Consider the following 26,092-nt stretch of genomic DNA (forward strand, 5'->3'; position numbering starts at 1 on the left):
TCTATTTGAAAGAAAGTAGATTAAATTAACTTACCTTTTTGACAACAAAGATGAATGGCTTTCTCTAACACTTCCATTCCCTCATCCAGCTGTTCATCTGTTATCACAAGTGGAGTTAATAAGCGAATGACATTGCCATATAGTCCCGCTGTCATGATAATAAGTCCATTTTGATGGGCGGTTTTAATGATTTCCTGAACAAGGTCTTTATTAGGTGATTTGGATTCGGAATCCGTTACAAATTCGATGGCACACATTGCGCCGAGATGACGAACTTCACCAATTTGCGAATATTGGGTTTTGATTTTTTCAAAGCGGTTTTGGAAAGCTTTGCCGATGTTTTCGGCCCGGCTTAACAAGCCTCCTTCCTCGATGGTTTTCACCACTTCAAGTCCGGCAACGCAGCCAAGAGGGCTGCCGCCATATGTTCCGCCAATTTCTCCTGTGTTAGGAGAATCCATAATTTCAGCGCGGCCTGTCACAGCACTAATCGGCAATCCTGCCGCGATTGATTTAGACATCGTTAAAAGATCTGGAACAACATCAAAATGCTCGATGGCAAACATTTTTCCAGTACGGCCAAATCCAGTTTGAATCTCATCGGCAATAAACAAAATCCCATGCTTTTCACATAGAGCTTTGACACCTTTCACAAAGCCTTTCGAAGGAAAGACAAATCCCCCTTCACCTTGTACCGGTTCCATAATCACCGCAGCTACTTCTTCTGGAGGAACTTCACTTTGGAAAAAGGTTTCAAATCGCTGGAGAAGTGCAGCATCTAACTGTTCCGGGGAGTCAAATTCTGAGCGATAATAATAAGGGTATGGCCACTTATAGGTCTCAGGCGCAAAAGGACCAAACTCATATTTATATGGCTTGACCTTGCTTGTTAAGGACATCGCCATATAGGTTCGTCCGTGAAAGCCTCTTTCAAATGAGATTATCGCTTTCCTTCCGGTATATTTTCGAGCTATTTTTACGGCATTTTCAACAGCCTCTGCCCCGCTGTTTAAAAAGAAGGTTTTCTTTTTATGATTCCCGGGAGTAATTCGGTTTAAGGTTTCAGCGAGCTCAATATAGGGTTCATACATCATAACGTGAAAGCACGGGTGAAGATAGGCATCAATCTGGCGGTGCAGTGCCTCAACGATCATTGGCGGACAATGACCGACATTTAACGAGCCAATTGCACCGGCAAAATCAATAAAGGTGTTGCCATCAACATCCGTAATTAACGCTCCTTCCCCTTTTACTGCAAAGGTTGGGATTGTATTAAAGGGTCCTTTTGGGACATTGTGTTCTTTCCTTGCTAACAGTTCAATTGCTTTAGGACCTGGAATTCTTGTTTTCAATTGAATGGAACTTTTTTTTGTTTCCTTATTGTTACTCATCCACTTCACACCATTCCAATAAAGTAAAGGCAATAATCTCACTAGCAGCAAACAGATCCTCTAAATTAATATGTTCGTTGGCATCATGTGCTGTCTCCGTAATTCCCGGCCCGAAGACAACTACTGGAGTATTCCCTACATTAGAAAGGATTCCTCCATCCGTTCCCCATGGACTTGCCTCTACGGCTGGCTGATTTCCTTTTACTTCTATGAAACTCTTTGTAAGCTCTTTTATCAAAGGATGCTCACTCTCAAGGCTTCCTGGCAGCCATCTGCCGCCAAACCACTCAATTTGCAATGGATTCTGGCTGAACCATTCATCCTTCTCGTTTAATTGTTGCAAACAAGTTTCCATTTCTAATTGGGCAGTTTGAATCGTTTCTTCGGGAGACACTCCCATTCTTCCTTCGATGATTGCGGTGTCAGGGACGGAAGAGGGCCACTCACCACTTTTGATTTTTCCAATATTAATCGGAATCGGAATCGGAATTTTTTCGAATAGGGGATCGGATATCCTGGCATTTCTATCTTTCTCTAATTGTTGTAATCTTTGAATAACGATGAGGGATTTTTCGATGGCGCTGACACCTTCATATCTGGTCCCCCCATGTGCAGCCCTTCCCTTAACGGTAATTCTGAACCACATCGACCCTTGTTGTTTTGGGAAGATTTTCATATTTGTCGGTTCCGGAATGATTGCCCCGTCTGCCTGATATCCGCGGAGTACGGCAGCAAGTGTACCGGCCCCGCCGCTTTCCTCCTCAATGACACTTTGAAAAATAACATCACCCTTTAACTTTATTTCATTTGCAATTAACGATTCTATTGCCATAATAAGAGCAACATTCCCGCCTTTCATATCGGTTGCTCCTCTTCCATAAAGCTTGCCGCACTCTATCGTTCCGCTAAAAGGATCCTGCTTCCAGTTGTTTACATCTCCTACCGGCACTACATCAATATGCCCATTCAGAATGATAGATTTGCCTCCACCGGAACCTTTTAGAACGGCAACTAAATTAGGATTTCCTTCGAAACTTTCCCGGTCACAACAATAGGCAGGATGTTTCTTCAACTCGTCGCCGCCAATCTCCCAAATATCTAGTGTTAAACCAAGTTGACGGCATTTTTCGATTACTATTGCCTGGGTCCCGCTTTCATTTCCTCTTGTACTATCCTCTTGAACAAGGATTTGTAACAATCGTGCTCCCCTGGCGCGATTTTCCTTAAGCCACTGCTTAATACGGACTTTATTTTTTTCCATGTGATTCACTCCTTTTGCCCAAATTTTGCTAGTATGGTATTCTACGTATATTTTCACTTATGTTAAATTCACAACCGGTCTTCGTGACGACATTTTCTATACTATATGGCGCAAATAATTCGGTCAGAAGCAGCCCTTCTTCCGTTACTTTGAAAACGGCCATTTCCGTAATAATCAGATCAACACACTTGGATGAGGTCAAAGGCAGAGTACAGATTGGAACAATTTTAGGACTGCCATTTTTATCACTATGATTCATGACCACAATGACTTTTTTGGCTTTTTGAGCGAGTTCCATCGCCCCTCCCATTCCTGGAACCTTTTTTCCCGGTACAATCCAATTCGCTAAGTCGCCATTTTGGCTGACTTGTAGGGAACCTAAAATGGTAATATCAACTTTGCCTCTGCGGATCATCCCAAAAGCAATGGCACTATCTGTGTAGGAACCTCCGCAAGTGAGGGTGACAGGAAATCCTCCAGCATTGCATAAATTTTCATCCTCTTCACCCTTATTCGGACTTGGTCCCATGCCAGTTATCCCGTTTTCAGCATGAAACATCACCTTTGTTTCTTCAGATAGATGGTTGGGGACAAGAGAGGGGATGCCGATTCCAAGATTCACGACCATTCCATTTTGAATTTCCTCAGATGCCCTTCTCGCCATTTGATTTCGAATATCTACTCCCATGCCCATTTCCAATTCACTCCCTTCGACGGAATGACATAATTGACGAACACTCCCGGGGTAATAATTTCATCCGGGGCCAGGCTGCCCAACGGAACAATTTCTTCGACTTCCGCAATCGTAATGTCCCCTGCCATTGCGACAAGTGGATTAGTGTTACGGGCACTTTTGTCATAAATCAAATTCCCGTACTCATCTGCTTTTTTCGCAAACACGATTGAAACCTCTGCAGTTAAGGCTGTTTCAACAAGATAGTTTTTTCCATTTAGTGAGAAAAGAGGTTTATTCTTTGCCACAATCTCATTATCCATGCCAATATCGGAAAGGATTGCCGGCAGACCTACGCCCCCGGCACGGATTCTCTCGGCTAAGATTCCTTGTGGTGAAAACTCAACCACAAGCTTTCCCTCGTGCATTTGCTGGCCAGCAAATGGGTTTGAACCGATATGAGAGGCTATTACTTTTTTGGCTCTCTCCGCTTTGACCAACTTGCCGATTCCTATAGTCGGGAATCCTGTATCGTTCCCAATTAAGGTAAGGTTAGTAACTCCTTTTTCCAGTATTCCATCTATTAAGGTCGGCGGCGATCCCACCCCGCCAAAACCTCCAAACATCAACGTCATGCCGTCATGGAATAATTCCATAACATTCTCAAGCGCCGTAATTTTACCGAATGGATTATCCATTTACGCTTCACCAGCCATTCCTAGATTCAATTGCTTTGAAAATGCTTCAAATGTTTCTTTTAATAGTGCAGCAAGTTCCTCGATTTCCCTTTTTGAGATTGTTAATGGCGGGGACACGATGATGGCATCACCGTTTACACCGTCGATTCCCGCTCCTGCAGGATAGATGAGCAGCCCTTTTTCTTTGGCAAGGGCTACAATTTTTTGTGTGACTTGTGCACTTCTTGGAAAAGGAGTTTTCGCGCTTTCTTCTTCAACAAATTCTATTCCCATCAGCAATCCTTTACCTCGAATGTCTCCAATAAATGAAAATTGGCCTTTTAATTTTTCGAGCTGATTTTTTAAATAAGTACTCTTACAATCTACCTCTTTTAAAATCTCGTTTTTTTCCAAATATTCCAGAACAGCAAAGGAAACGGCGCATGTTTGCGGGTTAGCGCTTAAGGTATGACCGCTCATCACGGATTTGGACCCTGCTAAAATCGGCTCCATTACCTTTTCACTGGCAACGGCTGCTGCTATTGGTGCGTAGCCCGCCCCCATTCCTTTCCCTAAAGCAACAATATCCGGCGTAACTCCCCATTGCTCACAGGCGAGCATCGTCCCGGTACGTCCAAACCCTGTCATCACCTCATCAGCGATAAAGAGAATATCATGGGCTTCACATATTTCTTTTATCTGTTTGAAATAATCCTTTGGCGGCGCGATGGCTCCGCCTGCTGCACCAATCACAGGTTCAGCAATGAAAGCAGCAATTTTGTCTGCTCCTATTCGTGAAATGGCAGTATCTAGTTCGCGGGCACATAAATAATTACAGGAAGGTGCCTCTAGGTTGTAAGGGCAGCGGTAACAGTAGGGAGGGTGGATGACGGGAAATTCTTCTAAGAGGGGAACAAATCTTGCTCTTCTTCCTGTATGCCCCGACATCGAAAGGGCTCCAAGTGTGATTCCATGGTAACTGACCCAGCGGGATAATATTTTTGTTTTGGTTTGAATTCCTTTTTCCTGCCAATATTGGATGGCCATTTTCATAGCTGTCTCGGTCGCTTCGGAGCCGCTGTTGACAAAAAAGCTCCAATTAAGCCCTTCTGGAGTTAGTTCAGCAATTTTTTCAGCCAGCTTTTCGGCCGCTTCACTGGTAAATTGCGAACGATAGACAAAGGAAACTTTATTGGCCTGCTCATTCATCGCGTCAATAATTTCTCTTACTCCGTGGCCAATATTAGCTGTGACAGCACCAGACGAAGCATCCAAATATTTTTTCCCTTCTTTATCAAATAAATAGACCCCTTTGCCATAATCAATCACTGGGTATGTTTCATCAAGCATTGGTTTAATTAAAAAAGAACGCACCATGGGGCGGACACCACTTTCTTCTTAAAATAAGTCAGGCCTCATAGAAATTGTATGAAACATCTATTTGTTTCTTTCATCTTATTTAGAAATCGTTATTGGGAATAAAAAAAACAGACACTCCTTGGTGTCTGCTTCATCCTATTTTTAACTTAACTAAATCTTCATCCTGTTCCGCTAACTGGCGGAAATAGTCTGTCTCTTCATTTTCGAATACAAAATCAAGCACTTGCTGTGCTTCAAAGGTACGGTTGAGTAACGCTAAATAACAAGCCTTATTGTAATGAGCAAGTAAGTTTTCATCTTCTACTTCTATAACCCGATTAATCATGTCTAATGCTACTTCATTTTCATTTAAATAACTCAACGTAATACTTAGCTGCAATTTAATGGAGGAGTCGAAGGGATGAATTTCCATTCCTTTTTCAAGCAGTTCTTTAGCCTCAGCATATTTGCCTTGTTTATTTAACCATCGGCCTAAATGGGAATGGGCATGATTTTCAAATGGATTATCAGCAATTACCTGTTTCATTCTTTTTTCAGCCTCTGCTATGTCTCCTTGTTCACCAATAATATAGGCAGAAACTGCTTGAACGTGGGAATTTTCAGGATCCTGCTGCAAACATTTTTCAAACAATGGCAATGCCGCTTGATAGTCCTTGGAATCCAAATAAATCATGCCTAATTGATAGGCAATCTTATCATCCCATGCAGCGGTTAAAGCTTTCTGCAATACCTTAATAGAGTCATCCATTAAATCAAAATCCTCATAAAACTTAGCAAATCGGCTTACTAGATTCAGATTGTCAGGAGCCAATTTAATAGCCGTTTCGTACAACTCGATTGCTGTACCAAAAATTCTCATTTGTTTAAATCGATTTTTCAGCTTTCGGACAAACCGAGTAAATACATTCCCTTCATCCTCGTCCAACCAGTCAGCTTCCCTGAAATGCTCCTCAACAGCTTCACCAGCTAACAGGAACATAGAAGCCTTTTCTTCGCTCGTTCCTTTGAATTGATGAAGGAAATCCTCAAGGGCCGCCCAACGATTAGAAGCAGCGGTAAATTGGATAAGCGTTTTAAATAAATCTTCATCTTCGTTATACTTATTTAAAAGATGTTTAAGTCGTAAAGAACCCTTTTCCCACTTTTTCTGTTTAATTAACAGTTTGGCTTGGTGGTGAAGTAGTTCTGGTTGTTCAGGTTCAATTTCCAATGCTTCCTTTAATGTACTCTCTTCTGCTTTTATATTTCCAAGCGCTCCGTGTGTGTAGGCAAGCATGTCGAGTCTCCAAACCTCCGGGAACGAGCCTTGCAAATTTTCAAGCTTGTTTAATAAATTATGCAATCCTTCCTCATCCATAATCGAGGTCAAGTATTCCACATTTACATTGATCGGGGCAATTTCCAAAAGACGAAGTAAAAAGTCTGCCTCTTCTTCCCGCTTATCCTGGTATAATGCTATTTCCGCAAGCTTCAGATAGGCATGGTCGACTTTTGCATCCAGCTCTAAACACTTTTTAAAGGCATCCTTTGCAAAATCAAGCTGATTCAGGTTAAAGTAAACCGCACCCATACGGTAATAAGGAAAGGAATCTGCTCTAACTTTTAAAGCGGATTTGTACGCATCAATAGCTTGAGCATATTGTTGCTTTTCTTCATATAAAGTCCCTTGAAAACATTTAAATTCAATACTATTAGGATGTTGGGCTGATTTTTCAGAGAGGAATTCTATCGCCCGGTCGACGAAGGGTGTTTCTTCCACCAATCCCACATAGAGTTCTAATGCATCATACAGATTGGAGTGAATAAAATCCATTCCGTCTTCAAAAAGCTTTAACCCATCCTCTAATAACGGAAGATCCTCCTCCTCTTTTGCCCAGTCAGCAAATATCCTGCCACAGTTAATTAAAAATTCACTATCTTTTTCAAAACGTGCTGCATGCTTTTTTAAATATTGAACAGCTTCTTCTTTATGGTCATCACTTGCCATCGATTCTGCCATTCCTAAATAAGCAAATCGCTCATCAGGAAATAAACTTATACAAGTTTGATAAATATTGATTGCTTTTGACCATTCTTTTTGGTCCTTATATAATTCCCCCAGCCGGACATATACTTGAGAGGATTTTGCCGATTGTATTCCAGATAATAGTATTTCCTCCGCCTTTTCCAACTGATCAAATTCCAGCTCAAACAAGTCGGCGGCAGCAAGATGGGCATAAGGGGCTTCATTGTCTAATTTCATAGACATTAGGTACCCTCTTAAGGCTTTCCGGTGTTTTCCTAATTTTTGATCTAGACGTGCTCTCTCGTACCAGGCATGGGCATCCTTTGGTTCGTCTTTGATGAGCGCATTATATAGCATCCGGGCATTTTCATTCTCGTTCTTTTCCATTAAGACTGCTGCATGGTTCAATCGGATAAAGCGGTCGTCTGGAGCAAGCATCATACTAATCTTTGAAAATAACTCGGCTTGAACAATATCCTTTTGATATAGATAGGAAAGTGCTAGATAGCTCCAAGTATAATATTGATCAGGGTCAAGTTGCAGCGAGTTCCTGAAGTAACGGGAGGCTTCTTCGTGTTGGTCAAAATAGAGTGAAATTCTGCCCTTTAAAAAATGATATAAGGTACTAAATGTTTTCCGGGTCGTTTTGGTAAGCTGACGCTCGGAAAGTTCCATTTTTGACAATCTTAAATAGGCCTGTGAAACATGGAGATTAAAGAAATCACTCTCCGGATATTCAAGTAAAATCCTTTCTGCACATGCAATGATAAAATCTCCATATTCATCAAAGGAAAAATGCTTTACGACATATATAGGCGTGTACGGAATTTCAATATTTTCTTGCAAAAATTGAAAAAATAAGCCTTTGTATCTATTTTCATCCTCCTCCATTTTTTCACCGAAATCATGAAGTGTCCGGAAATAGGAGTCCTCTTCAAGGGAAAGAAAGGCTATCTCCTCAGCTCTTTCATTAGGCACCGCAACAATTGACATATAACTGGTTGCGCGATTGGCTTTTTGAAGCTCTTCGCTCGAAACATACAGCCCTTCCAGCATGTTTGGGTCCTGTATATGATAAAAGTCAAAGCGGCTGTCATAGCCCGTCATTACTTGTACATGGGATGAATGTTCAAAATCAACACTCAAAAGGATAGGAATGCCCTTCTTTAATAACTGTACATACCGCTCTTTATTTCCAACAAAATATCGGCAGGAAAAGCCAAGCTCTTCAAGATAGGCAACTGTGGTCGACAATCTGGAGCCTGTAAAATCAAAAATATGGGTGGCAATTTCATCCTGCGTGATTTTCATCCCGTAAGAATTCAGGATCATTTCTAAACTGGCCGGGACGCAATAATTGCTCTTTTGAACGATGGGCCTTATCTTTAACTTGATTAACTCTCCAGCTTCTTTTTTTCGTTCAAATAGGGAAGATTTTAAGCGTTCCTCTTGTACGAAGGCTTCCAGGCGTGTAAAATCCTCTAGTTGATAGTAAGCATTTCCAGTCAAATGACGGAAATACTTTTGATAGACATTTAGTGGGATGCAATCGTTCAATTGCTTTATTACTTCCAGCATTTCCCTTGGCTTTCCAAGATCTCGATAGCGTTTTACTTTTTCCAGCAAGAAGGCAGGCGTTTCTGGGTACTGCTTTTCCCCTTCCTCTATCAGTTTTAATGCTTCCATGGGGTGGCCATTGGCAGCATATAAATCGGATAAAAGTAAGTAACAGTAACGGCCGCGCTCTGGATCCTTTAAGCCCATTTGCAGATATTTCTCTGCCTTGTCTCGATTCCCCATTTGCAAATGAATATACCCAAGCTTATCCTCAATAGGCCTCGATGATTCTTTGAGCTTTTCAAGTAACGGCTCGATCTCCTTGAAGCGTTTCATTTCTAGTAAACAACGAATCTTGGAAAAATACGCTCTTTCCAGGCTTTCACTTTCGTGAATATCTTCCTTACTTTCAGTTATGACGTGTGTAATGATTTCTTCTGCCTCCAAGGGTCTCCCGCCATCTAATAATTCTTCACAATACCAAGAGGCCGTTAACAGATTCTGAAAGCGCCGGTAAGCATACCGGATGATAAAGGCACTGTAGTCGTACATTAAAAAATGGTCAGTAGTCTTAAGAATTATATTAAAATCCTCTGCAGACTCTATTTTTTCAAGTTCTTTTTTCAAATCAGTGTATCGGAAAGATTTCAAACGAGAAATTTCGCCATTCAATACCTCAAGGGCCTGATAAAATTGTTTTTGTTCATAAAGGGCTTTAAGTTGAGTAATAATCGTCATTTTACACCTCTGCATTCGAAACCATTTCTTTTAGTCTAGCATATTAAAAAATGCTCGACATTCCTAGAGAATTCCAGAAAAAAATAAAAACCCGCTACAAAGCGGGTCTTAAGCCATTACTGTTTCTTTCTTTGGTTCTGTTGCAGTTTTTTCGATTATGTCTCTTGCAATCCAGACGCCGCAGGCGCTTGCCTGGGCAAGCCCCCTTGTTATACCGGCACCATCGCCGCCAACATACAGGCCGCTGATTTCTGTTTCAAATCGATCATTTAATTTTGGTCTGGCGGAATAGAATTTCGCTTCCACACCATAGAACAAGGTATGTTCGGATGCAAGACCAGGTGTTACTTGGTTCAATGCCTCTGTCATTTCAATTAAGCTCTTTAATGTGTTATACGGAAGGACTAATCCAAGGTCTCCAGGAACCGCTTCTTTTAATGTTGGTTCTAGGAATCCCTCTTTAATCCGTTTTTCCGTTGATCTTCTGCCCTTTAAGATGTCGCCATATTTTTGGACGATTAATCCGCCATTCGATAGGCTGTTTGCCAAGCGGGAAATTTCATGCGCATATTCATTCGGCTTATCAAACGGATCGGAAAATGTGTGCGAGACTAGCAGGGCAAAGTTCGTATTCGGACTGCCTAGCTTAGGATCCTTGTAGGCATGGCCATTTGCCAGCATGATACCGGAGTGGTTTTCAACCACGACATGGCCTGATGGATTGCTGCAGAACGTACGCACTCTGGTTCCAACAGATGTATTAAAAACAAATTTTCCTTCATATAAATGCTCATTGATTTCCTGCATAACAATATTGGAAGTTTCCACACGGACACCAATATCTACTTGGTTGCTAATCATTTTTAATCTGCGAGTTTTCAAAATATCGGAAAGCCATTTAGAACCGTCTCTACCTGGAGTGATGATTACTTTATCAGCGTAAATATTTTGCTCGCCTTTTAGTTTAATTCCCTTAACCACATGACCGTCCGGTTTTTTTTCTGTAAGTAGATCTTCAACCTCTGTTTTAAATTTCATCTCAATCTTATCTTTTAAATATTCAAAAATACTTTTCAAGATTTCAAGGTTCTGTTCCGTACCCAAATGGCGAACCTGGGCACGCAGCAGCTTAAGTCCTGCAGCAAAGCCGCGGCGTTCGATATCCTTTACTTCCTCGGTTAACGGGTCAGTAATACTTTTGGTAGCCCCGTGCTGTAAATTAATCTCGTCTACATAGCGAATTAAATCTACTACTTGAGAGTCTGGCAAATAATCCGTCATCCAGCCGCCAAATTCACTTGTGATATTAAACTTCCCGTCCGAATAAGCACCAGCACCACCGAACCCATTTGTAATCGAACAGGCAGGCAAGCATCCGGCAAAATCCTTTTTCCCTGCAGCCGGCGGACACTTTTCAATTTTCTTTTGTAAAATTGGGCAATTACGTCGATAAATATCATGTCCTTTATCAACTAATAAAACCTTTGCGTTCGGCATTTTTAGTGTAAGTTCATAGCAGGCGAAGATCCCTGCAGGGCCAGCCCCCACTACAATCACATCATATCTCGTATTCATTGTCCAATTACCTCCAAAGTCGTTTTACTCAACATTGGTAAATATAGCATGCATTTTCCCATTCGTCAACAACAAATACGAACTATTACTTATAATATGTATATAACGTTCGTGTTTTGGTCATTAGTCTGAATGTTATAACAAAAACTAAGGCTGACTCCTCAGGTCAGCCTTGTTACATTTTAATAAGCCCAGCTTGCGCCAATGATGATTAACAAGATAAATAGAACAACGATTAAGGCAAAGCCTCCAAACCCGCATCCTACTCCTCCATAACCTACTCCGGGATAACCGCAGCAGCCATCATAACCGAATCCATGACCATAATACATATAAGTATCACTCCTTGAGAAATTGTTCTAAATGTTCTTTCCTCTGTTACTTTATGAACTAGGTACTTGACCTGTATGTGCATTCGCCTATATTATGAAAGACAATGAAAATAAAGCAGGTGAATTAATGAAATCGATATTGAAAAATTTTATTAATGGCATTTTAACGATTGTGCCGATCATTCTAGTGATCTATGTGATTTATAAAACCTTTATGTTTTTAGATAGTCTGCTCGGAAATACGCTTAAGCCTTTTTTTAAAGATGATTACATACCTGGAATCGGCTTACTGACTACTATCGTATTAATAACTCTTTTAGGCTGGATGTCTACGAAATATATTACTGGGAAAATTATTAAACTAATTGATAAGCTTCTCGAAAAAATCCCCGTCGTCAAAACAATTTATTCCGTGATTAAAGACACCGTCCAATCGTTTCTAGGTGATAAGAAATCTTTTTCAAAGGTAGCCCTAGTCACTCTTCCTGGAACGGAAGTGAAAAGCATTGGTTTTATTACATCTGATCAATTGGAAACCTTTCATGACCCGCTTAAAGACTATGTAGCGGTTTATATTCCGCAAACCTTTCAAGTTGCCGGGTTTACCTTTTTAATTCCAAAGGAACAGGTTGAAGTAATTGATGTGAAGGCGGAGGATGCGATGAAATTTGTCCTATCCGGAGGGATGACCACATCAAGTAAGACAAAGGGAAAAAATGCATAAAAAAAACCGCATTGGCGGCTTTTTATTTTGCTTCAAATAGTTTTGAATATTCCCCGTAGCCTTCTTCTGCTAAACTTTCTTTCGGAATAAATTTAAGGGCTGCGGAGTTAATACAGTACCGTAATCCTGTTGGATTTGGACCATCATTAAACACATGGCCTAAATGGGAATCTGCCGATTTGCTCCTCACCTCGGTGCGAATCATAAAATGGCTGAAATCCTGCTTCTCGGACACTTCATCCTCATGCATCGGCTTGGTAAAGCTTGGCCAGCCGCAGCCGGCATCGAACTTATCGAGGGAACTGAACAGCGGCTTCCCAGAAACAATATCGACATAAATGCCTTCCCGTGTTTCATTCCAATATTCATTGCGGAAGGGAGGCTCGGTCCCATTATTTTGTGTCACCTCAAACTGCATCGGTGTTAAATCTTTTTTTAACTGATTCAAATCTTTATTTTTCATTTGTGTTTCCCTCCCCAGTGACTTTGAATATATCCGGCTCGTCCTGAGCCAAAATGATATCGTTCGTAATGGGCTGGATTTTTCTTATAATAATGCTGGTGGTACTCTTCAGCCGGATAAAAGGTTTGTGCCGGTAAAATTGGTGTCACAATCGGTTTGTTGAAGCGGCCGCTTGCCTGCAATTGTTGTTTGGATTCTTCCGCCAGACTCTTTTGCTGCTCATCATGGTAGAAAATCGCTGTCTGATACGATTGACCGCGATCGTAGAATTGACCTCCAGGATCGGTTGGATCAATTTGCTGCCAAAATAGCTCAAGCAATTTTTCGTATGGAAAAACCTCAGGATCATAGGTTATTTGAACCGCTTCATAATGCCCGGTTGTGTCACTGCACACCTGCTGGTACGTCGGATTTGCCACAGTTCCCCCTGTATACCCGGAAATCACACTTTTAATGCCCGGCTGTTCATCAAACGGTTTCACCATACACCAAAAACAGCCGCCAGCAAATGTAGCTACTTGGTTGGTCTTTTCCATGTGCCCACCCCTTTGTTTACTTTGATTAAAAGTATACAAAATCTAAATCCAAAAATAAAATTCCCTGACTGAGATATAAAAAAGACCGGATCAGTCATATTGCTGGTCCGGCTTAAAATCGCTTAATATTTACTTCGCTGCTTGATTTGCTTATTAATATTCTTCCATTGCTTTCTGACTTCCGCTTGTGCCCGCTTATCTGATTTTCGTTCAATAAACGCAAGCTCTTTTTGCAACTTGTTGTAGCTCGACAGGCGTTCGGAAGAAAGTGTTCCTTCATGTATGGCTTGCACAACAGCACAGCCAGGTTCATCCTTATGCTGGCAATCACGAAATTTACATAAACCTGCTAATTCTTCAATATCTGAAAAGGTTTCTGAGAGGCCATCTGCACTCTCCCAAAGCTGCAGCTCTCTCATTCCCGGAGTATCAATTAATACACTGCCATTTGGCAATAACACAAGCTCTCGGTGTGTCGTCGTATGGCGCCCTTTATCATCGCCCGTTCGTATCTCTTGGACCTGTTGCTTTTCTTCACCCAGCAATCGATTCGTTAAAGTCGATTTTCCGACCCCTGAGGAGCCGAGCAAGGCAATCGTTTTTCTTGGCTGCAAAAAAGGTTCAAGCTTTTCTAAACCTTCAATCGCTTCAGCACTTATGGGAATCACCGGAACCCCGCCGAAGGCAATCGCTTCAACCTCAGCCGCTTTCTCAATTACATTGGAGCAAAGGTCGGCTTTACTTAATACGATAACCGGGTTTGCCCCGCTTTCCCATGTTAATAAGAGATAACGTTCTATTCTACGTAAATTTAAATCCTCGTTTAAAGAATTGACAAGAAAAACAGTATCCACATTGGCGGCCACTATTTGTTCCTCCGCCGTATCTCCGGCCGATTTTCGTGAAAATTTACTATTTCGCGGCATGATTGCCAGGATCGTTCCTTTACCTTCCGCAAATCTTGGCTTCAAGCTGACCCAATCGCCAACAGCAGGATAGTCCTCTCTCAACTGAGCATTAAAACTGAACTTTCCGGATACCTCACATAATAATTCTCCCTGCTCAGTCCATACTCTGTACATTCGTTTATGTTCCAGTGCAACCCGCCCCAGAAGACATTCGTCACTAGCTTTTAATTGTTCAAAATGATTTTTAATCGTTTCTGTTAAACCAATCGTTTCTAAATTCATCTTTATTCCTCCAGCGAATATTTTTCCAAAACAAAAAACCATAGGCACACACAGCCCATGGCTTTATTCGCATACGAAAATAAAGACATAAATACCTAAACGGATTGGTTTTGGGCTGTGCAAACAATATTCAAATCACGGATTACATTCTTCACTTCAATTAACATTGCACATCACCCACTTTCAGCATATTTGATACTAGTATATGTTTAAATTATCCATTTGTCTATAAAAAATGCAAAAAATCCATTTTGCGGAATATGATGATAGGCACCTGACTAGTAAAGCATGAATAAATTAGGATGTAATTAACTAGCTGGGAGCTGAATCGTATGTCTGAAGAACGAACACATTCAGATTATCTTCAAAAGGCCGCGATGTATGATATGCTGGCGCAGTTTTATAAATACAATGACCCAAACCTTCATATTCATTCCTATTTAAAACATGTGAAATACATGAACAAAGCCTTGTACATGATGAGGAATCATTCTAAGGAAGAAGCTATGGTCCGTTTCGTCCACACCTCCTATGATTCCCCTGAGGTTGATATTTATATTAATGGGCACCGGGTCGTCCGAGAACTTGGATTTAAAAGGGCAAGTAACGCGCAGTCCTTAAAAGCCGGGAAATACCATATTGATATTTATCCCGCCGGAAATTTAGTGGACAGCATCCTAAACAAAACAATTGCGGTAGAGCCAGGTAAATCCTATACCCTTGCTGCCATTGACTCTGTTAAGAAAATGCGTCTCCTATTGTTTGAAAATCACCCTGAAGTACCAACAAATGAAACGAAAGTCCGCTTTATCCACTTATCACAAAATACCAAGGGACTTGATATCGCTGTTAAGGATCGGGATGTGATTTTCCCGAATGTATCTTATAAGCAGGCAACGGAGTATTTAGGGCTAACACCGATGACGGTAGATCTGGAGGTGAGAGAAGCAGGCAGCAGGATGGTGCTTTTACCAATGCCTAAAGTCCAGTTTAAAGTAAATGAAAGCTACACGATTGTTTTTGTTGGCAGCTTAAAGGAAGATCCCGAACTACAATATATTACTTTAAAAGATGAATGAACAAAAAATAAGGTGCCCTCACAAGGCACCTATTTCACGGGAACTAATATCGTAAAGGCGATATCATCCTTTTTTAAATTAAATTTTTTCACTTTAATTTTGAGATCACTCTTAAGCTTCAAATTTTGCATGTTCACATACACTATTTTTTCATTCGGGCGAATGTCTACTCCCATAGGAAGCTTATAGTTTTCACGAATAAAGTTCAGCACATAGGAAATAGGGAGATTTAATCGTCCGATGGACATCGTCTTTTGTTTTAAGACTAAATCCCCATTTTTAAGGGCCTTCGGTTCAAAAGTTAATTTCAAATTAATTTCTTCACTAAAAAATGGAAAAATTCCGTATAACTCCACTTCATCACCCAACACAACCCGATAATCAATCTTCGAATCGGCAGCTTCCTCCTGCAAATAATGATTGATCAACCGATTTAAATCGTTTTTGTTTGAATTGACCTCGAAGGAGACATAATCTTCACTTGGGCCTTTTAATTTTCCGTTTTCTTTTTCATCTGGCGGAATCATTATCAGTGACAGCACGATAATGGCGCACAGAAGGTTAATTCCTAACAAGAGGAGAAAACCTATTTTCCATTTATTTTTCATAAAATCTAATTCTCCTCTGTACTAACCATATAAGGCTTCTTTTCAAGATCTGGGATTACCTGTTCACCAAAGGTATCGTTTAACCTTTCGGCAATCAATTCATAGCCTTTATCATTGGGATGAAAATTATCAGTATACAGTAAATTTTCATTCGCATTTAAAAATACATCTTCAATAGGGACAAAATAGGCATTGGGGTAATTGGATATCACGGTTCTTCCAGCATTATTCCAATCAGATACAATAGTATCCATTTCTTCAATATCAGGAAACCATTTTGTGAAAGGATTATATAATCCGACTAACACAATTGAGGCATTTGGATTTTCATGGACAATGGTTTCGAAAATTTGGGTTAAATGCTTCCTATAAGTCTCTTTTTCCTTATCAAAAACAGAAAGCTGCAGGTTGGAAAGATTGTCCCTAACCACTTTCATAACATCGTTTCCGCCAATCGTAATGACCACCACATCTGCTTTTTGCAGAACAGACTTCATCTCTGGTGATTGAAGCCTTTTTAACAATTGGGTAGTACGATTGCCTTTGACACCATAATTATAGAAATCCACTTCTTGTATTCCTTTTTCTTTTTCCAGCAACGTGTCTAAATAGGGCAGGTAACCACCTTGCTTTGTACTATCCCCGACACCTTGCGTTAGTGAATCACCAGCTGACAGTACCATTAATTTCCGTGGTAAAAAATCAGCGGGAACCGGCTCAAAGACTTCCGCCGCGGTTTGCTTAGCCGGATGAAGCGTCAAATGATTAGACCCAGAACAGGAAGATAAAAACAAGGCCGAGAGAATTAGAGGGGTGAAAAACTTTTTCATCTTTATTCACCTTCCTTCTAAATTATTGTTATTATAACACGATGAGAAAAATTCAAAACAAATATGCCTAAATTCCTTTTAAGGCAAAAAAATAGACCTCCTTAGAGATCTATTGCAAAGTTTTGATATTATCGATAATTTCATCATATGGAACATCCTTAAAACCAGAATACGATTTTTTGATTTTTCCATCCGGGCCTACTAAGTAAAAATACGTTTGATGGATAACTTGGTCCCCCTCAACTGGTTTTTTTACCAATGTCTTAAAGGTATTCATGGCATATTTTTCAATATACTCTTGAGAATAACCCGTTAAGAGTGTCCAGTTATGAAGGTCCGCTCCATATTGTTTAGCATAATTTCCAAGCTTTTCAGGTGTATCTACCGTTGGGTCTACACTAAAAGAAACAAACTCGACATTTTTTAAGCCTTCGTCCTTAACCATTTTTTGGAGCTTGGTCATATTTGCGGTCATTGGCGGGCAAACATCTGCACAATTTGTAAACACAAAATCCGCAACCCAGATTTTCCCTTTTAAATCTTTCAAAGCAAATGACTTATTGTCATTGCTGGTAGCAGAAAAATCTTTTACTGGCCAATTAACAGCACCCTCTATTTCTTTTTTTCCACATGCTGATAGTAAAAACATAAAAACAATTAGAATGATAACCGATAACCTGAGCTTCATTATTTCACCTACAACCTTTTCTTTTCCATTACGTGAATAGTTTAACAAAGAATAAAAAAAGAAGAAAGGAAAAGGCGCTTTAATCGATGACACCTGTTTTAACAATCCTATTTTTTACATGCACCTCAAAGCTTGCTCGCTTATATAGTTCTCTCCATTCCTTTTTGCTCAGATTTTTCCCGCGTAAATGGGCTTTATATTCATTTCCGATTCCAACCGGATCCACGCCTAGTTTTTGAAAATACTTAATTAATCCTTTTATATCCTTTTTCATAACCTGATTTAGTTTCTTCTCAATAAACTTAACAGAGGATGGATTGGAAAAATCTAATGGTTCAGTCGATTCCAGCAAGCGTGAATCAAGTTTTACCTCTACCCTAAATTTTAAAGTTTTTTTGTCTATCAACTTGAGCTTAGCTTGACTGTTGATATTATCAATGTCTATAAACACTTTGCTGTAAACATCCCGAATCGAGTGCTCTCCTTTTTTCAATCGAATCTTTTCAAATTCAGAACGTTTAAAACCAAGTTCATGGGTTCCGGCCTTATACTTATCGGATAAAATTTTTAAATAAAAGTGTCTTTTCGGGCCAAGCTCGGCAATATATCGGTCATCCTTAAAAAGGGCTAAAGCTTTAATGATTACATCTTTATTTTTCACCATTAAAACAGGCAGCACCGGATCTTTTCCGATATCATAATAATTATGATTGAATTCCTGTAAAGTGGGAGAAAGTATTTGTTCACTTTCGACATTTTGTTTGATTAAATTGTATAGGTAGGTTCCAAGGCTGATTTTAGTGTTTTTATTGTCCACTTCCATAATCTCAAGAGCGGAGCCATCAGCAACTGTTAAATATACCATATTTCCCACCGCAGAATCACGATTGAGGGCATCAACCAGCTGGATGACTCCTTTCTCTGCCAATTCCTTGCTATAAATAACACAGCGCATCTGCCCAGTAACGAGCTTTTGATTGGATTGCAGATTCTGTCCTTGTCTTAACCCTTTACTCGTATTCGCCGTCGTGGTAATCATTTTTGTAATGTTTTGTGCCATTGGATCAAACTGATGAACGACCACAGTACCTCTAATCACATTTTTCTTTTCCAAATCATAACCTACGGCTGTTACGAGACCCAATTTTTCAAGCTGTTTTTGCTCAACACAGCCGGAAACAATAACTACACATAAAATCAAGACTGTGAAGAAAATTTGTTTACGAACCCTGAGCATTGGCTGCCTTCCTCCTCATAAACCTTTTCTTCATCAATACCAAGGCAGTCAGCATCAGAGGATAACAAAATGCCAGGACAAATCCCATTTTTGCGACATAATCTGTCACTGTATTCATTTGAATTCGAGTATGTATGAAAAAAGCCAGAGCCCAACCAAGAATTCCAATGATCCATATACCATGTTTCTGCTTCATGTTGATGACCCTGCTAAATCCTTTTGATGCCGCCCAAAGATACGCACTCATATTGGGTAAAATAATTAACATCCAAAAGGAAACGGCAATAAATTCAAATCTCTCTAAGTTAGGTAAGCGAACAATTTTAAACATCGATAAAACGGGCCAAATAGTACGTGCCAAACTATCTTCAGCAAAAAACATAATTGAAACAAGAGTAACAACGGTAAAAAGGATAGTTGTATATAAATTTCCTATTTGAGCATACAGCAGAGTATTTTTTTTATCCTTGATAAAAGGATAGAAAAACATTAATAATTCAAATCCCATCATTGATAGGGAGGAACCGTAAATGCCTTTTACCAGATGTTTAATATCAACGTTTAAAATTGGAAATAAGTGGGTCGTATCTGCATATGTCATCGGAACAATGAGAATGGTGCCAAGCCACAATGTACCCAAAACACCTAGAAAAGCAAATCCGATCATGATTCTAACTCCCCCTTGAACGGCATAAATAGACAAAGCAATCAGGACAAGTGAGAGCTGCCACGTCGGTAAGTTAGGAAAGATCCAGACCTGGACAATCTCGATATAATTCATAAAAATAGTGAAAAAACAGGCTGATAAGTAGATCATATAAACGATATTCAAAAAATTGCCGATCCATCTTCCATATATGTCAACTTGAATTCCATACAAATCCGCACTGTCATATTGTTTTAGCATTATAAACATGACCCAAATGAGAATGCCCGTAATCACCCCCGCGAGAAAGACGGAGATCCAGGCATCATGTTTTGAGTCTAAATAAACAATTCGTGGAAGTCCGACAATTCCTACCCCTGTTTGCACTTTATGAATAAAAAACATTAGGAGATAGGCATTAAATAACAGTCCTACTCTTGGATGTAAATCTACCTTCATTTTGTACCGCTCCTATTCATCTACATCCTTTTTTTCTTTTGCCTTTTTGAAAGGAAAACGATCATTATCAATGGGCTGATTTGTTACTGGCCTTTTGGAAAGATACTTCAGTGGATATCTGAACATACTGTAACCCAAATCCGAAATTCTTAATGGATAGGCTGGAGATAAATAGGGCCGGCCGAGCGAGTCTAGTTTTAATAGGTGAATCATGAAAAAACAAAAGGCAACCATTATGCCTATCCCACCCCAAAATCCCGCCGCAATAATAATCGGAAAACGGATGATTCGAATGGCCGTACCCATTAAATAACTAGGTGTTGTAAACGACCCTAGGGCACTTAGGGCGATAATAATAATTAGAATATTACTCGTAAATCCAGCATCCACTGCCGCCTGCCCGATAACGATACCACCAACGATACCCATCGTCTGACCCACTTTAGTAGGCAGCCTTGCTCCCGCTTCTCTTAACATCTCAATAATAAATTCCAGCAGCAATGCCTCAAATACAGGCGGGAAAGGCACATTTGCTCTTGATTGCCCTAAAGATACAAGCAATGGAGAAGGAATGACTTCATAATGGTACGTTAATACGGATACATATGCCGGGGTCAAAAGCACGGATAAAAAAATAGCTGATAGACGGAGCATCCTTAAGAAAAAAGCCATATTCCAGCGCATATAAATATCTTCGGTTGATTCAAAAAAGGTGAAAAATGGCGTAGGTCCATAAAGGGCTGCAGGACTGCGATCCATTAGAACCGCTACTTTTCCACTTAATAAACCAATCGAAATTCGATCGGGCAATTCCGTTGTCATTAACTGGGGAAAGACCGACCAGCTATTGTTTTCAATCAATTGGCCAAGAACTGTGGTATCCGGTAAATAGTCAACCTTTAAATTTGAAATTCTCTGCCTAAAGGTCTCTACATTGCTTGGATCAGCGATATCTTTAATATAGACAATTTTAATTCTTGCTTTTACTCTTGTACTAACTTCAATATCCTCAAAGCATAAATTCGCATCCTTTACATTACTCCGCAAAATATTCACATTAATCGGAAGGGACTCTGTAAACGATATTTTGGGACCGTAAACCAGTGCTTCTGTTTCGGCCTTTTCCAGGGACCTTTCAGCTGTCTTGCTTACATTTGCCAGCAGTCCGCATGGTTCACCCTCAACATAGATGTAGACACTTCCTTCGATAATTGACTCGACAATTTCTTTTAGTTGATTGGAAGCAGATAATTGAGCAATCGGAAGAATTTGGGCAACCTCTTCAACTGTCATACTCTTTGAAAAGTTTGTTTGCAACGATTGAAGGATAAATTCATCAAGGCTGGATTTATCAATTAAACTACTTAAAAAACTTGTTAAGATCTTTTTCCCATCTTTTTTTATGGTTCGAAAACTGATATCAGAACAAGAGGCAAGTTCCTCTTCTAATTGTTTTTTTAGTTCATCGACATTTAAACTATGCGATTTATGTTCCTCAGCCTGCTTTCTATCTGATCTCCATTTGAACATAGTCAACACCTTTAATCCGTCTGTTTTTTTTATTTTTACCAAAAAACCAAATTATACCCAAAAGAAAACCGATGATACATTTCATGAGTTAGAAAGGTTTCATTCAGAAAATGGATATGGTATTATGAATGAGTATTCATTCATGTTTTTGGAAAATTGGAACCTTTTCACTAATGGAGGTGTTAATCATGAAGCGTTTTGGACCAATCATGGTTTTAGAAGGCCCAAATACCAGCAAGGTCCCTTATTCCCGAAGCTTATTCATCAATGATTCCGAAAAGCTTTTGATCGATACCGGAGCAGACCCGAACCTTTTAAAAGAGATTTATGAGGATTACGGACTGGACTTAATTATCAATACGCATTACCATCCCGATCACACTCGCTTTAACCACGTTTTTACGGACATCACAAAATGGATTAATCCCATCGAATATGAAACGTCACGTTCTATTGATGGAGTGGCGAAGGCAAATGGCGTTTATCAAGAATGGGGCCCAATAGGTGTGGAGAAATGGAAAAAGAATCTCCCGCAGGAATGGGTGAAAAACCTCGGAGGAATATCGGGGACCTATGATTATGAAGTAGAATATCGCTTCGGAAAAGTAAAGATACATTTTCTTCATACACCTGGTCATACAAGCGGGCTGTCATGCCCTTACTTCCCGGAGCAAGGCGTTGTATTTACGAGTGACTATGATATGACCTCATTTGGTCCTTGGTATAACGGTACAGATGGGGATATTGAAGATTTCATCGCATCCGGTAAACGATTGCTGTCCCTTGATGCTGACACCTATATTACCGGCCATCAAAAAGGGATTTTTTCTAAGCAGGATTTTCAAGTGGCGATGGATAAATTCCTTGCAATTATTGACCGGCGCGATCAAACCATTGAGAGATACGTACGGGAAGGACTTTCGTTTGAGGAACTTACAAGCATCGGAATTTTCTACCCGAAAAAAACATTGGAAAATACCATTCTTAAAACATGGGAACGAAGCGGCATTCGAAAGCATCTTCATAGATTGGGGTTGACGGTGCCTGAAGGTTCTGAGAAAGTGTTAAATGGTTGAATTATTCTTTAAATGTGGTGCTGGGATGGGATGGTATGGGTAACATTAAGATTCGATTCGCAAATGAAATTCGAGTTATCGCAAATAAAACTGTGAAATTCGCAAATAAAAAACTCTTTTTCCAAATATTACTAGATTATTCGCAAATAAAGAGTTTAATGGGTCAGATTTTAATGGTTTTTATATGCAAATTTCATACTTTTTAGCTAGTGAAAAGAGATATCGGCGAATTTTTAGTATTTATCAGCGATTCTGACCGCTTTATCAGCGAATTTTCAAATTTATCGGCGAATCTAGCCAGTTTATCAGCGAATTAAAAAATCTAGCCTCTAGTAGAAATAAAGAGGATGTCAAAAAAGCTAAGCTTTTTTGACATCCTCCTTTTTTATTCATAATAATACATTAACGCAAGAGCACCAGGTCCGGTATGGGTACTAACAATTGGGCCGGTATAATCTATTTCTATATCCTGATAACCCGTTAATTCAATTATGCTATTTTTTATTTTTATAGACAGTTCATGTGCTTCGGCATGAGCAATCCCAACTCCGCGAATCGTCTTCCCCTTAATATCCTCGGCAAACTGCTTGACCATAAATTTGACGACCTGGGAATGACTGCGCACCTTTGTAACAGGTGTATATTCTGCACCCTCTAGAGAAGCAATCGGTTTGATGTTTAATAAGGATCCGATGAAGGCCTTACCTTTACCAATCCGGCCGCCTTTCACCAAATTCTCTAACGTATCTACCATTAAATATAACTTCGTATGCTCGCGAACCGATTGTAAACGTTCAAGGATTTCCTCCATACTTTTCCCTTGCTTGGCCATTTCGGCAGCTTCTTTTACTTGAAAGGATAAGGCCTTGGAAATAAATTGCGAATCGACTACCGTCACTTTTGTCTCTGACATTTGAGCCGCACTTTCTGCTGAGCGAACCGTACCGCTCATTTTTCCGGTCATGTGGATGGATAAGACTTCATAGCCCTCTTTCCCCAGCCGGTCGTATACCTCTAAAAAGGCACCTGCTGGAGGCTGCGAACTTTTCGGCAATTCATTTGCAGCGCTCATATTTTCAATAAATTCAACCGGATCTATCTCCACCCGATCTAAATAGGTTTCTCCATTTATTGTAATCGATAAAGGCACAATGACAATTCCTAACTGTTCGGCCGTATCATTGGAAATATCTAACGTTGAATCGGTTACAATTTTAATCTTGCTCATTTGTTCACTTCCCTAATGTTACTGCTTTGTATTATACAGGTTTCGGGGATTGATTGGAACAAACAAAATCACGGTTTTTGTATTGTTTATTTTGTTAAAAAACGGGGGCTATTGGAGGCGGAGTAGGAATTGATATCTGCTCTTAATTACTGTCTCTTCATTTTTTCAGGCTTTCGGGGATTAGGAACGTCTCTTAATTACCGTCTCTTCATTTTTTAGAAGCTTTCGGGCATTAGGAAGATCTCTTAATTACCGTCTCTTCATTTTTTAGAAGCTTTCGGGCATTAGGAAGATCTCTTAATTACCGTCTCTTCATTTTTTGCAGGCCATTGGGCATTTGGAACGTCTCTTAATTACCGTCTTTTCATTTTTACAGGCCTTCGGGCATTTGGAACGTCTCTTAATTACCGTCTCTTCATTTTTAACAGGCAAGCGGGCATTTGGAACGTCTATTAATTACCGTCTTTTCATTTTTTATGAACTCTAGTGCATTAGGACCTGTTCTTAATTACCATCTTATAATTTTTGGAGGCTAACAGGCATTATGCGATGCCCATATTTCGCTTTTTAAAAGCTCGTGGGCAAATGGAACTCATGGACATTTTTCATTAGTATATCCAATAACAAAAAGAACACCGGTTACCCGGTGCTCCCCTTACATTATGCATTATTCTTTAATTCTGTCACATTAAATAATTGTTCATAATCAGGCCATTTCATGACCTTCTTCAAGTAGTCTTTAAAGGAGTAGCATTTGATCGGGCTTGGCTCCTTGTAGACTGACGTAATATACGTCTGTAAACGGACTTGGATCATAAATTTATAAGTACTATCTTCCCCCAATACAGGAATTTCGACTACTTTAACCTTCTGTCCAATATCATTTTTGAACTCTAGGCTTTTGAATAACAAAATATCAATCCTCTTTTTCACCCGTTTGACTATATTATACATCTTTTATGTCTCGAAATGTGTCTAAATATGCTTGGGTGGAAAAATAATTTGTGAATTTTCAATGGTGATTTGTTTTGATTAGGAATAATGGAGGGGTTTTACGGTGACGTTCAGCATCTATGAGCTTGGCTTTGGTTAGGCCGTAATTGCAGAAGGGGCATAGCCATGTACCCGATTCACTGCTGCTGAAGGATGGTTTGCGGCATTTCTGACAATTTTTTTATACAATTTGCAGCTCCTTATCAATTACTAGATAGTAAACTTATATAATTTCTATTGTCACTGTATTTCATTGTCGGAATCAATTAAATATTGTACTCATCGATAGTTCAGAAGTATAAAAGAAAATGGTATCACTATATAAATTTGGTTAGATAAAATAGTTTATCTTTTGAAAAATATAAAAAATAGACCTTGATTTTCAAACCACATAAATCAAGGCCCCTTTAAACCGGTTTTTCAATCCTTTTTCGCCGTTTTATAATAAATTGTATGAACGAACCAGTTATCACTAGAACTGCTCCAGCTACAAAATATTAAACGTATTTGTTCCAGTTACAGGAAGTTTAGGTCCGTCTGCTGGAAGGACACCACCTATGGTTCCTTCTACATAAAATTTGAATTGTACTTTTGAATATGTTTGCTTAAAACATAATATTTCTTAATCGCCTCCGTTCTTCTTAAAGAACACACCTATAAAATATTATCTCTTAAGATAAAAACATTTGTAAAATGTCAAATTCGTTTATTTTTAAGGGTATTTCACTATTTTTCTCTTGTTTTCTCTTTTTTTCTAATCACAATTATATTTTATAAAGAATCAAATGTTCTTTATAATGTACTTACATCAAGATTAAAATTGGATTTAAAATCAAAGGGGAATAAAAAATGATCGGGATTAAGATTAAGGAGATGAGGCAGGAAAAGGGTTATTCTATTAGTGAACTGGCGAATTTAGCAGATGTATCAAAATCGTATTTAAGTCATATCGAACGAGGTTTGCAGTCTAATCCTTCTCTCCAATTCTTATACAAGGTCGCAAAAGCATTGGGTACAGATCTTGAATATTTGTTGGAGAAGGGACAAACAGAACATGATGCCCCCATTGAATTAGACGATGAATGGGTCGTGCTAATAAGAAGTGCTGTTGAGGATGGATTAAAGAAAGAGGATTTCCGGGAATATTTAAATTATATTAAATTTCAATCCTGGATGAAGGAACAATTGAACAAGTAATAAGACGTAAAAAAGACCT

23 protein-coding genes are annotated in these 26,092 nt (G+C 39.5%); 4 read left to right on the plus strand and 19 right to left on the minus strand.

From position 1 onward, the window contains the following. Positions 1-20: 20 nt before the first annotated feature. The 8 genes from gabT to LC455_RS19570 form a co-directional block, all read right to left on the minus strand. Complete coding sequence (gene gabT, locus LC455_RS19535; RefSeq protein ID WP_223593228.1) at positions 21-1,391, minus strand: 4-aminobutyrate--2-oxoglutarate transaminase; 1,371 nt, start codon at positions 1,389-1,391, stop codon at positions 21-23. Next, positions 1,384-2,652: a peptidase gene (locus LC455_RS19540; protein WP_223593230.1), complete on the minus strand. Its 1,269-nt coding sequence runs from the start codon at positions 2,650-2,652 to the stop codon at positions 1,384-1,386. Before LC455_RS19540 ends, gabT begins: the two co-directional genes overlap by 8 nt. Before the next feature lie 28 nt (positions 2,653-2,680). Then, positions 2,681-3,346 (minus strand): 3-oxoacid CoA-transferase subunit B, encoded by a 666-nt coding sequence (locus tag LC455_RS19545; protein ID WP_223593232.1) that lies wholly within the window; start codon positions 3,344-3,346, stop codon positions 2,681-2,683. Continuing rightward, positions 3,331-4,023, minus strand: a complete 693-nt coding sequence (locus LC455_RS19550) for a CoA transferase subunit A (RefSeq protein ID WP_223593234.1) — start codon at positions 4,021-4,023, stop codon at positions 3,331-3,333. Before LC455_RS19550 ends, LC455_RS19545 begins: the two co-directional genes overlap by 16 nt. Next, entirely contained in the window at positions 4,024-5,379 is a 1,356-nt protein-coding gene (locus LC455_RS19555; RefSeq protein WP_223593235.1) for an aspartate aminotransferase family protein, read from the minus strand. A gap of 133 nt (positions 5,380-5,512) precedes the next feature. Continuing rightward, complete coding sequence (locus LC455_RS19560; RefSeq protein WP_223593237.1) at positions 5,513-9,682, minus strand: tetratricopeptide repeat protein; 4,170 nt, start codon at positions 9,680-9,682, stop codon at positions 5,513-5,515. 108 nt (positions 9,683-9,790) lie between these two features. Further along, the gene (locus tag LC455_RS19565; RefSeq protein WP_223593239.1) at positions 9,791-11,257 is read right to left on the minus strand and encodes an NAD(P)/FAD-dependent oxidoreductase; all 1,467 of its coding nucleotides are present in this window, start codon (positions 11,255-11,257) and stop codon (positions 9,791-9,793) included. Between the two features lie 182 nt (positions 11,258-11,439). Continuing rightward, positions 11,440-11,589 carry a YjcZ family sporulation protein gene (locus LC455_RS19570; RefSeq protein ID WP_223593241.1) on the minus strand — a complete coding sequence of 50 codons (150 nt, stop codon included), beginning with the start codon at positions 11,587-11,589 and terminating at the stop codon, positions 11,440-11,442. Between the two features lie 127 nt (positions 11,590-11,716). On the opposite strand from LC455_RS19570, the gene LC455_RS19575 reads away from it, so the two are divergent. Next, entirely contained in the window at positions 11,717-12,313 is a 597-nt protein-coding gene (locus tag LC455_RS19575; RefSeq protein WP_223593243.1) for a DUF502 domain-containing protein, read from the plus strand. A gap of 22 nt (positions 12,314-12,335) precedes the next feature. Here LC455_RS19575 and msrB read toward each other — a convergent pair whose 3' ends face one another. The 3 genes from msrB to rsgA form a co-directional block, all read right to left on the minus strand. Further along, positions 12,336-12,776 (minus strand): peptide-methionine (R)-S-oxide reductase MsrB, encoded by a 441-nt coding sequence (msrB, locus tag LC455_RS19580; RefSeq protein ID WP_223593245.1) that lies wholly within the window; start codon positions 12,774-12,776, stop codon positions 12,336-12,338. Then, a complete protein-coding gene (gene msrA, locus LC455_RS19585; protein WP_223593247.1) occupies positions 12,773-13,312 on the minus strand; it encodes a peptide-methionine (S)-S-oxide reductase MsrA in 540 nt (179 codons plus the stop codon). Before msrA ends, msrB begins: the two co-directional genes overlap by 4 nt. Positions 13,313-13,434: 122 nt before the next feature. After that, a complete protein-coding gene (gene rsgA, locus LC455_RS19590; protein WP_223593248.1) occupies positions 13,435-14,502 on the minus strand; it encodes a ribosome small subunit-dependent GTPase A in 1,068 nt (355 codons plus the stop codon). A gap of 332 nt (positions 14,503-14,834) precedes the next feature. Between rsgA and LC455_RS19595 the strand changes: the two genes are divergently transcribed. Further along, positions 14,835-15,581 (plus strand): DUF4397 domain-containing protein, encoded by a 747-nt coding sequence (locus LC455_RS19595; protein ID WP_223593249.1) that lies wholly within the window; start codon positions 14,835-14,837, stop codon positions 15,579-15,581. A gap of 29 nt (positions 15,582-15,610) precedes the next feature. Here LC455_RS19595 and LC455_RS19600 read toward each other — a convergent pair whose 3' ends face one another. The 6 genes from LC455_RS19600 to LC455_RS19625 all read right to left on the minus strand — a co-directional run bounded on the left by LC455_RS19600 (position 15,611) and on the right by LC455_RS19625 (position 21,579). After that, on the minus strand, positions 15,611-16,189 hold the full coding sequence (locus tag LC455_RS19600; RefSeq protein ID WP_223593251.1) for a YpmS family protein: 579 nt from the start codon (positions 16,187-16,189) through the stop codon (positions 15,611-15,613). 5 nt (positions 16,190-16,194) lie between these two features. Beyond that, positions 16,195-17,019: an SGNH/GDSL hydrolase family protein gene (locus LC455_RS19605; protein ID WP_223593253.1), complete on the minus strand. Its 825-nt coding sequence runs from the start codon at positions 17,017-17,019 to the stop codon at positions 16,195-16,197. Between the two features lie 109 nt (positions 17,020-17,128). Further along, complete coding sequence (locus LC455_RS19610; RefSeq protein WP_223593514.1) at positions 17,129-17,707, minus strand: SCO family protein; 579 nt, start codon at positions 17,705-17,707, stop codon at positions 17,129-17,131. Between the two features lie 79 nt (positions 17,708-17,786). Beyond that, complete coding sequence (locus tag LC455_RS19615; RefSeq protein ID WP_223593255.1) at positions 17,787-18,944, minus strand: Ger(x)C family spore germination protein; 1,158 nt, start codon at positions 18,942-18,944, stop codon at positions 17,787-17,789. Continuing rightward, positions 18,928-20,049: a GerAB/ArcD/ProY family transporter gene (locus tag LC455_RS19620; RefSeq protein WP_223593256.1), complete on the minus strand. Its 1,122-nt coding sequence runs from the start codon at positions 20,047-20,049 to the stop codon at positions 18,928-18,930. Before LC455_RS19620 ends, LC455_RS19615 begins: the two co-directional genes overlap by 17 nt. Before the next feature lie 12 nt (positions 20,050-20,061). Next, a complete protein-coding gene (locus tag LC455_RS19625; RefSeq protein WP_223593257.1) occupies positions 20,062-21,579 on the minus strand; it encodes a spore germination protein in 1,518 nt (505 codons plus the stop codon). Positions 21,580-21,767: 188 nt separating this feature from the next. On the opposite strand from LC455_RS19625, the gene LC455_RS19630 reads away from it, so the two are divergent. Beyond that, on the plus strand, positions 21,768-22,655 hold the full coding sequence (locus LC455_RS19630) for an MBL fold metallo-hydrolase (protein WP_223593258.1): 888 nt from the start codon (positions 21,768-21,770) through the stop codon (positions 22,653-22,655). A gap of 385 nt (positions 22,656-23,040) precedes the next feature. On the opposite strand, the gene LC455_RS19635 is transcribed toward LC455_RS19630, so the two are convergent. Continuing rightward, positions 23,041-23,883, minus strand: a complete 843-nt coding sequence (locus LC455_RS19635) for a DegV family protein (protein WP_223593259.1) — start codon at positions 23,881-23,883, stop codon at positions 23,041-23,043. A gap of 660 nt (positions 23,884-24,543) precedes the next feature. Beyond that, a complete protein-coding gene (locus tag LC455_RS19640) occupies positions 24,544-24,795 on the minus strand; it encodes a DUF2535 family protein (RefSeq protein WP_223593260.1) in 252 nt (83 codons plus the stop codon). A gap of 930 nt (positions 24,796-25,725) precedes the next feature. Here LC455_RS19640 and LC455_RS19645 point away from each other — a divergent pair. Next, complete coding sequence (locus LC455_RS19645; protein WP_223593261.1) at positions 25,726-26,073, plus strand: helix-turn-helix domain-containing protein; 348 nt, start codon at positions 25,726-25,728, stop codon at positions 26,071-26,073. Positions 26,074-26,092: the final 19 nt, after the last annotated feature.

The sequence above is a fragment of the Neobacillus bataviensis genome, assembly GCF_019969725.1.

Coding starts and splice junctions, on each gene's coding strand:
- LC455_RS19625 (WP_223593257.1), bottom strand. CDS start 21,579: ATGTTCAAATGGAGATCAGATAGAAAGCAGGCTGAGGAACATAAATCG.
- LC455_RS19600 (WP_223593251.1), bottom strand. CDS start 16,189: ATGAAAAATAAATGGAAAATAGGTTTTCTCCTCTTGTTAGGAATTAAC.
- LC455_RS19565 (WP_223593239.1), bottom strand. CDS start 11,257: ATGAATACGAGATATGATGTGATTGTAGTGGGGGCTGGCCCTGCAGGG.
- LC455_RS19560 (WP_223593237.1), bottom strand. CDS start 9,682: ATGACGATTATTACTCAACTTAAAGCCCTTTATGAACAAAAACAATTT.
- LC455_RS19610 (WP_223593514.1), bottom strand. CDS start 17,707: ATGAAGCTCAGGTTATCGGTTATCATTCTAATTGTTTTTATGTTTTTA.
- rsgA (WP_223593248.1), bottom strand. CDS start 14,502: ATGAATTTAGAAACGATTGGTTTAACAGAAACGATTAAAAATCATTTT.
- LC455_RS19570 (WP_223593241.1), bottom strand. CDS start 11,589: ATGTATTATGGTCATGGATTCGGTTATGATGGCTGCTGCGGTTATCCC.
- LC455_RS19575 (WP_223593243.1), top strand. CDS start 11,717: ATGAAATCGATATTGAAAAATTTTATTAATGGCATTTTAACGATTGTG.
- msrB (WP_223593245.1), bottom strand. CDS start 12,776: ATGAAAAATAAAGATTTGAATCAGTTAAAAAAAGATTTAACACCGATG.
- LC455_RS19540 (WP_223593230.1), bottom strand. CDS start 2,652: ATGGAAAAAAATAAAGTCCGTATTAAGCAGTGGCTTAAGGAAAATCGC.
- LC455_RS19545 (WP_223593232.1), bottom strand. CDS start 3,346: ATGGGCATGGGAGTAGATATTCGAAATCAAATGGCGAGAAGGGCATCT.
- gabT (WP_223593228.1), bottom strand. CDS start 1,391: ATGAGTAACAATAAGGAAACAAAAAAAAGTTCCATTCAATTGAAAACA.
- LC455_RS19555 (WP_223593235.1), bottom strand. CDS start 5,379: ATGGTGCGTTCTTTTTTAATTAAACCAATGCTTGATGAAACATACCCA.
- LC455_RS19550 (WP_223593234.1), bottom strand. CDS start 4,023: ATGGATAATCCATTCGGTAAAATTACGGCGCTTGAGAATGTTATGGAA.
- LC455_RS19620 (WP_223593256.1), bottom strand. CDS start 20,049: ATGAAGGTAGATTTACATCCAAGAGTAGGACTGTTATTTAATGCCTAT.
- msrA (WP_223593247.1), bottom strand. CDS start 13,312: ATGGAAAAGACCAACCAAGTAGCTACATTTGCTGGCGGCTGTTTTTGG.
- LC455_RS19595 (WP_223593249.1), top strand. CDS start 14,835: ATGTCTGAAGAACGAACACATTCAGATTATCTTCAAAAGGCCGCGATG.
- LC455_RS19605 (WP_223593253.1), bottom strand. CDS start 17,019: ATGAAAAAGTTTTTCACCCCTCTAATTCTCTCGGCCTTGTTTTTATCT.
- LC455_RS19645 (WP_223593261.1), top strand. CDS start 25,726: ATGATCGGGATTAAGATTAAGGAGATGAGGCAGGAAAAGGGTTATTCT.
- LC455_RS19630 (WP_223593258.1), top strand. CDS start 21,768: ATGAAGCGTTTTGGACCAATCATGGTTTTAGAAGGCCCAAATACCAGC.
- LC455_RS19615 (WP_223593255.1), bottom strand. CDS start 18,944: ATGCTCAGGGTTCGTAAACAAATTTTCTTCACAGTCTTGATTTTATGT.
- LC455_RS19635 (WP_223593259.1), bottom strand. CDS start 23,883: ATGAGCAAGATTAAAATTGTAACCGATTCAACGTTAGATATTTCCAAT.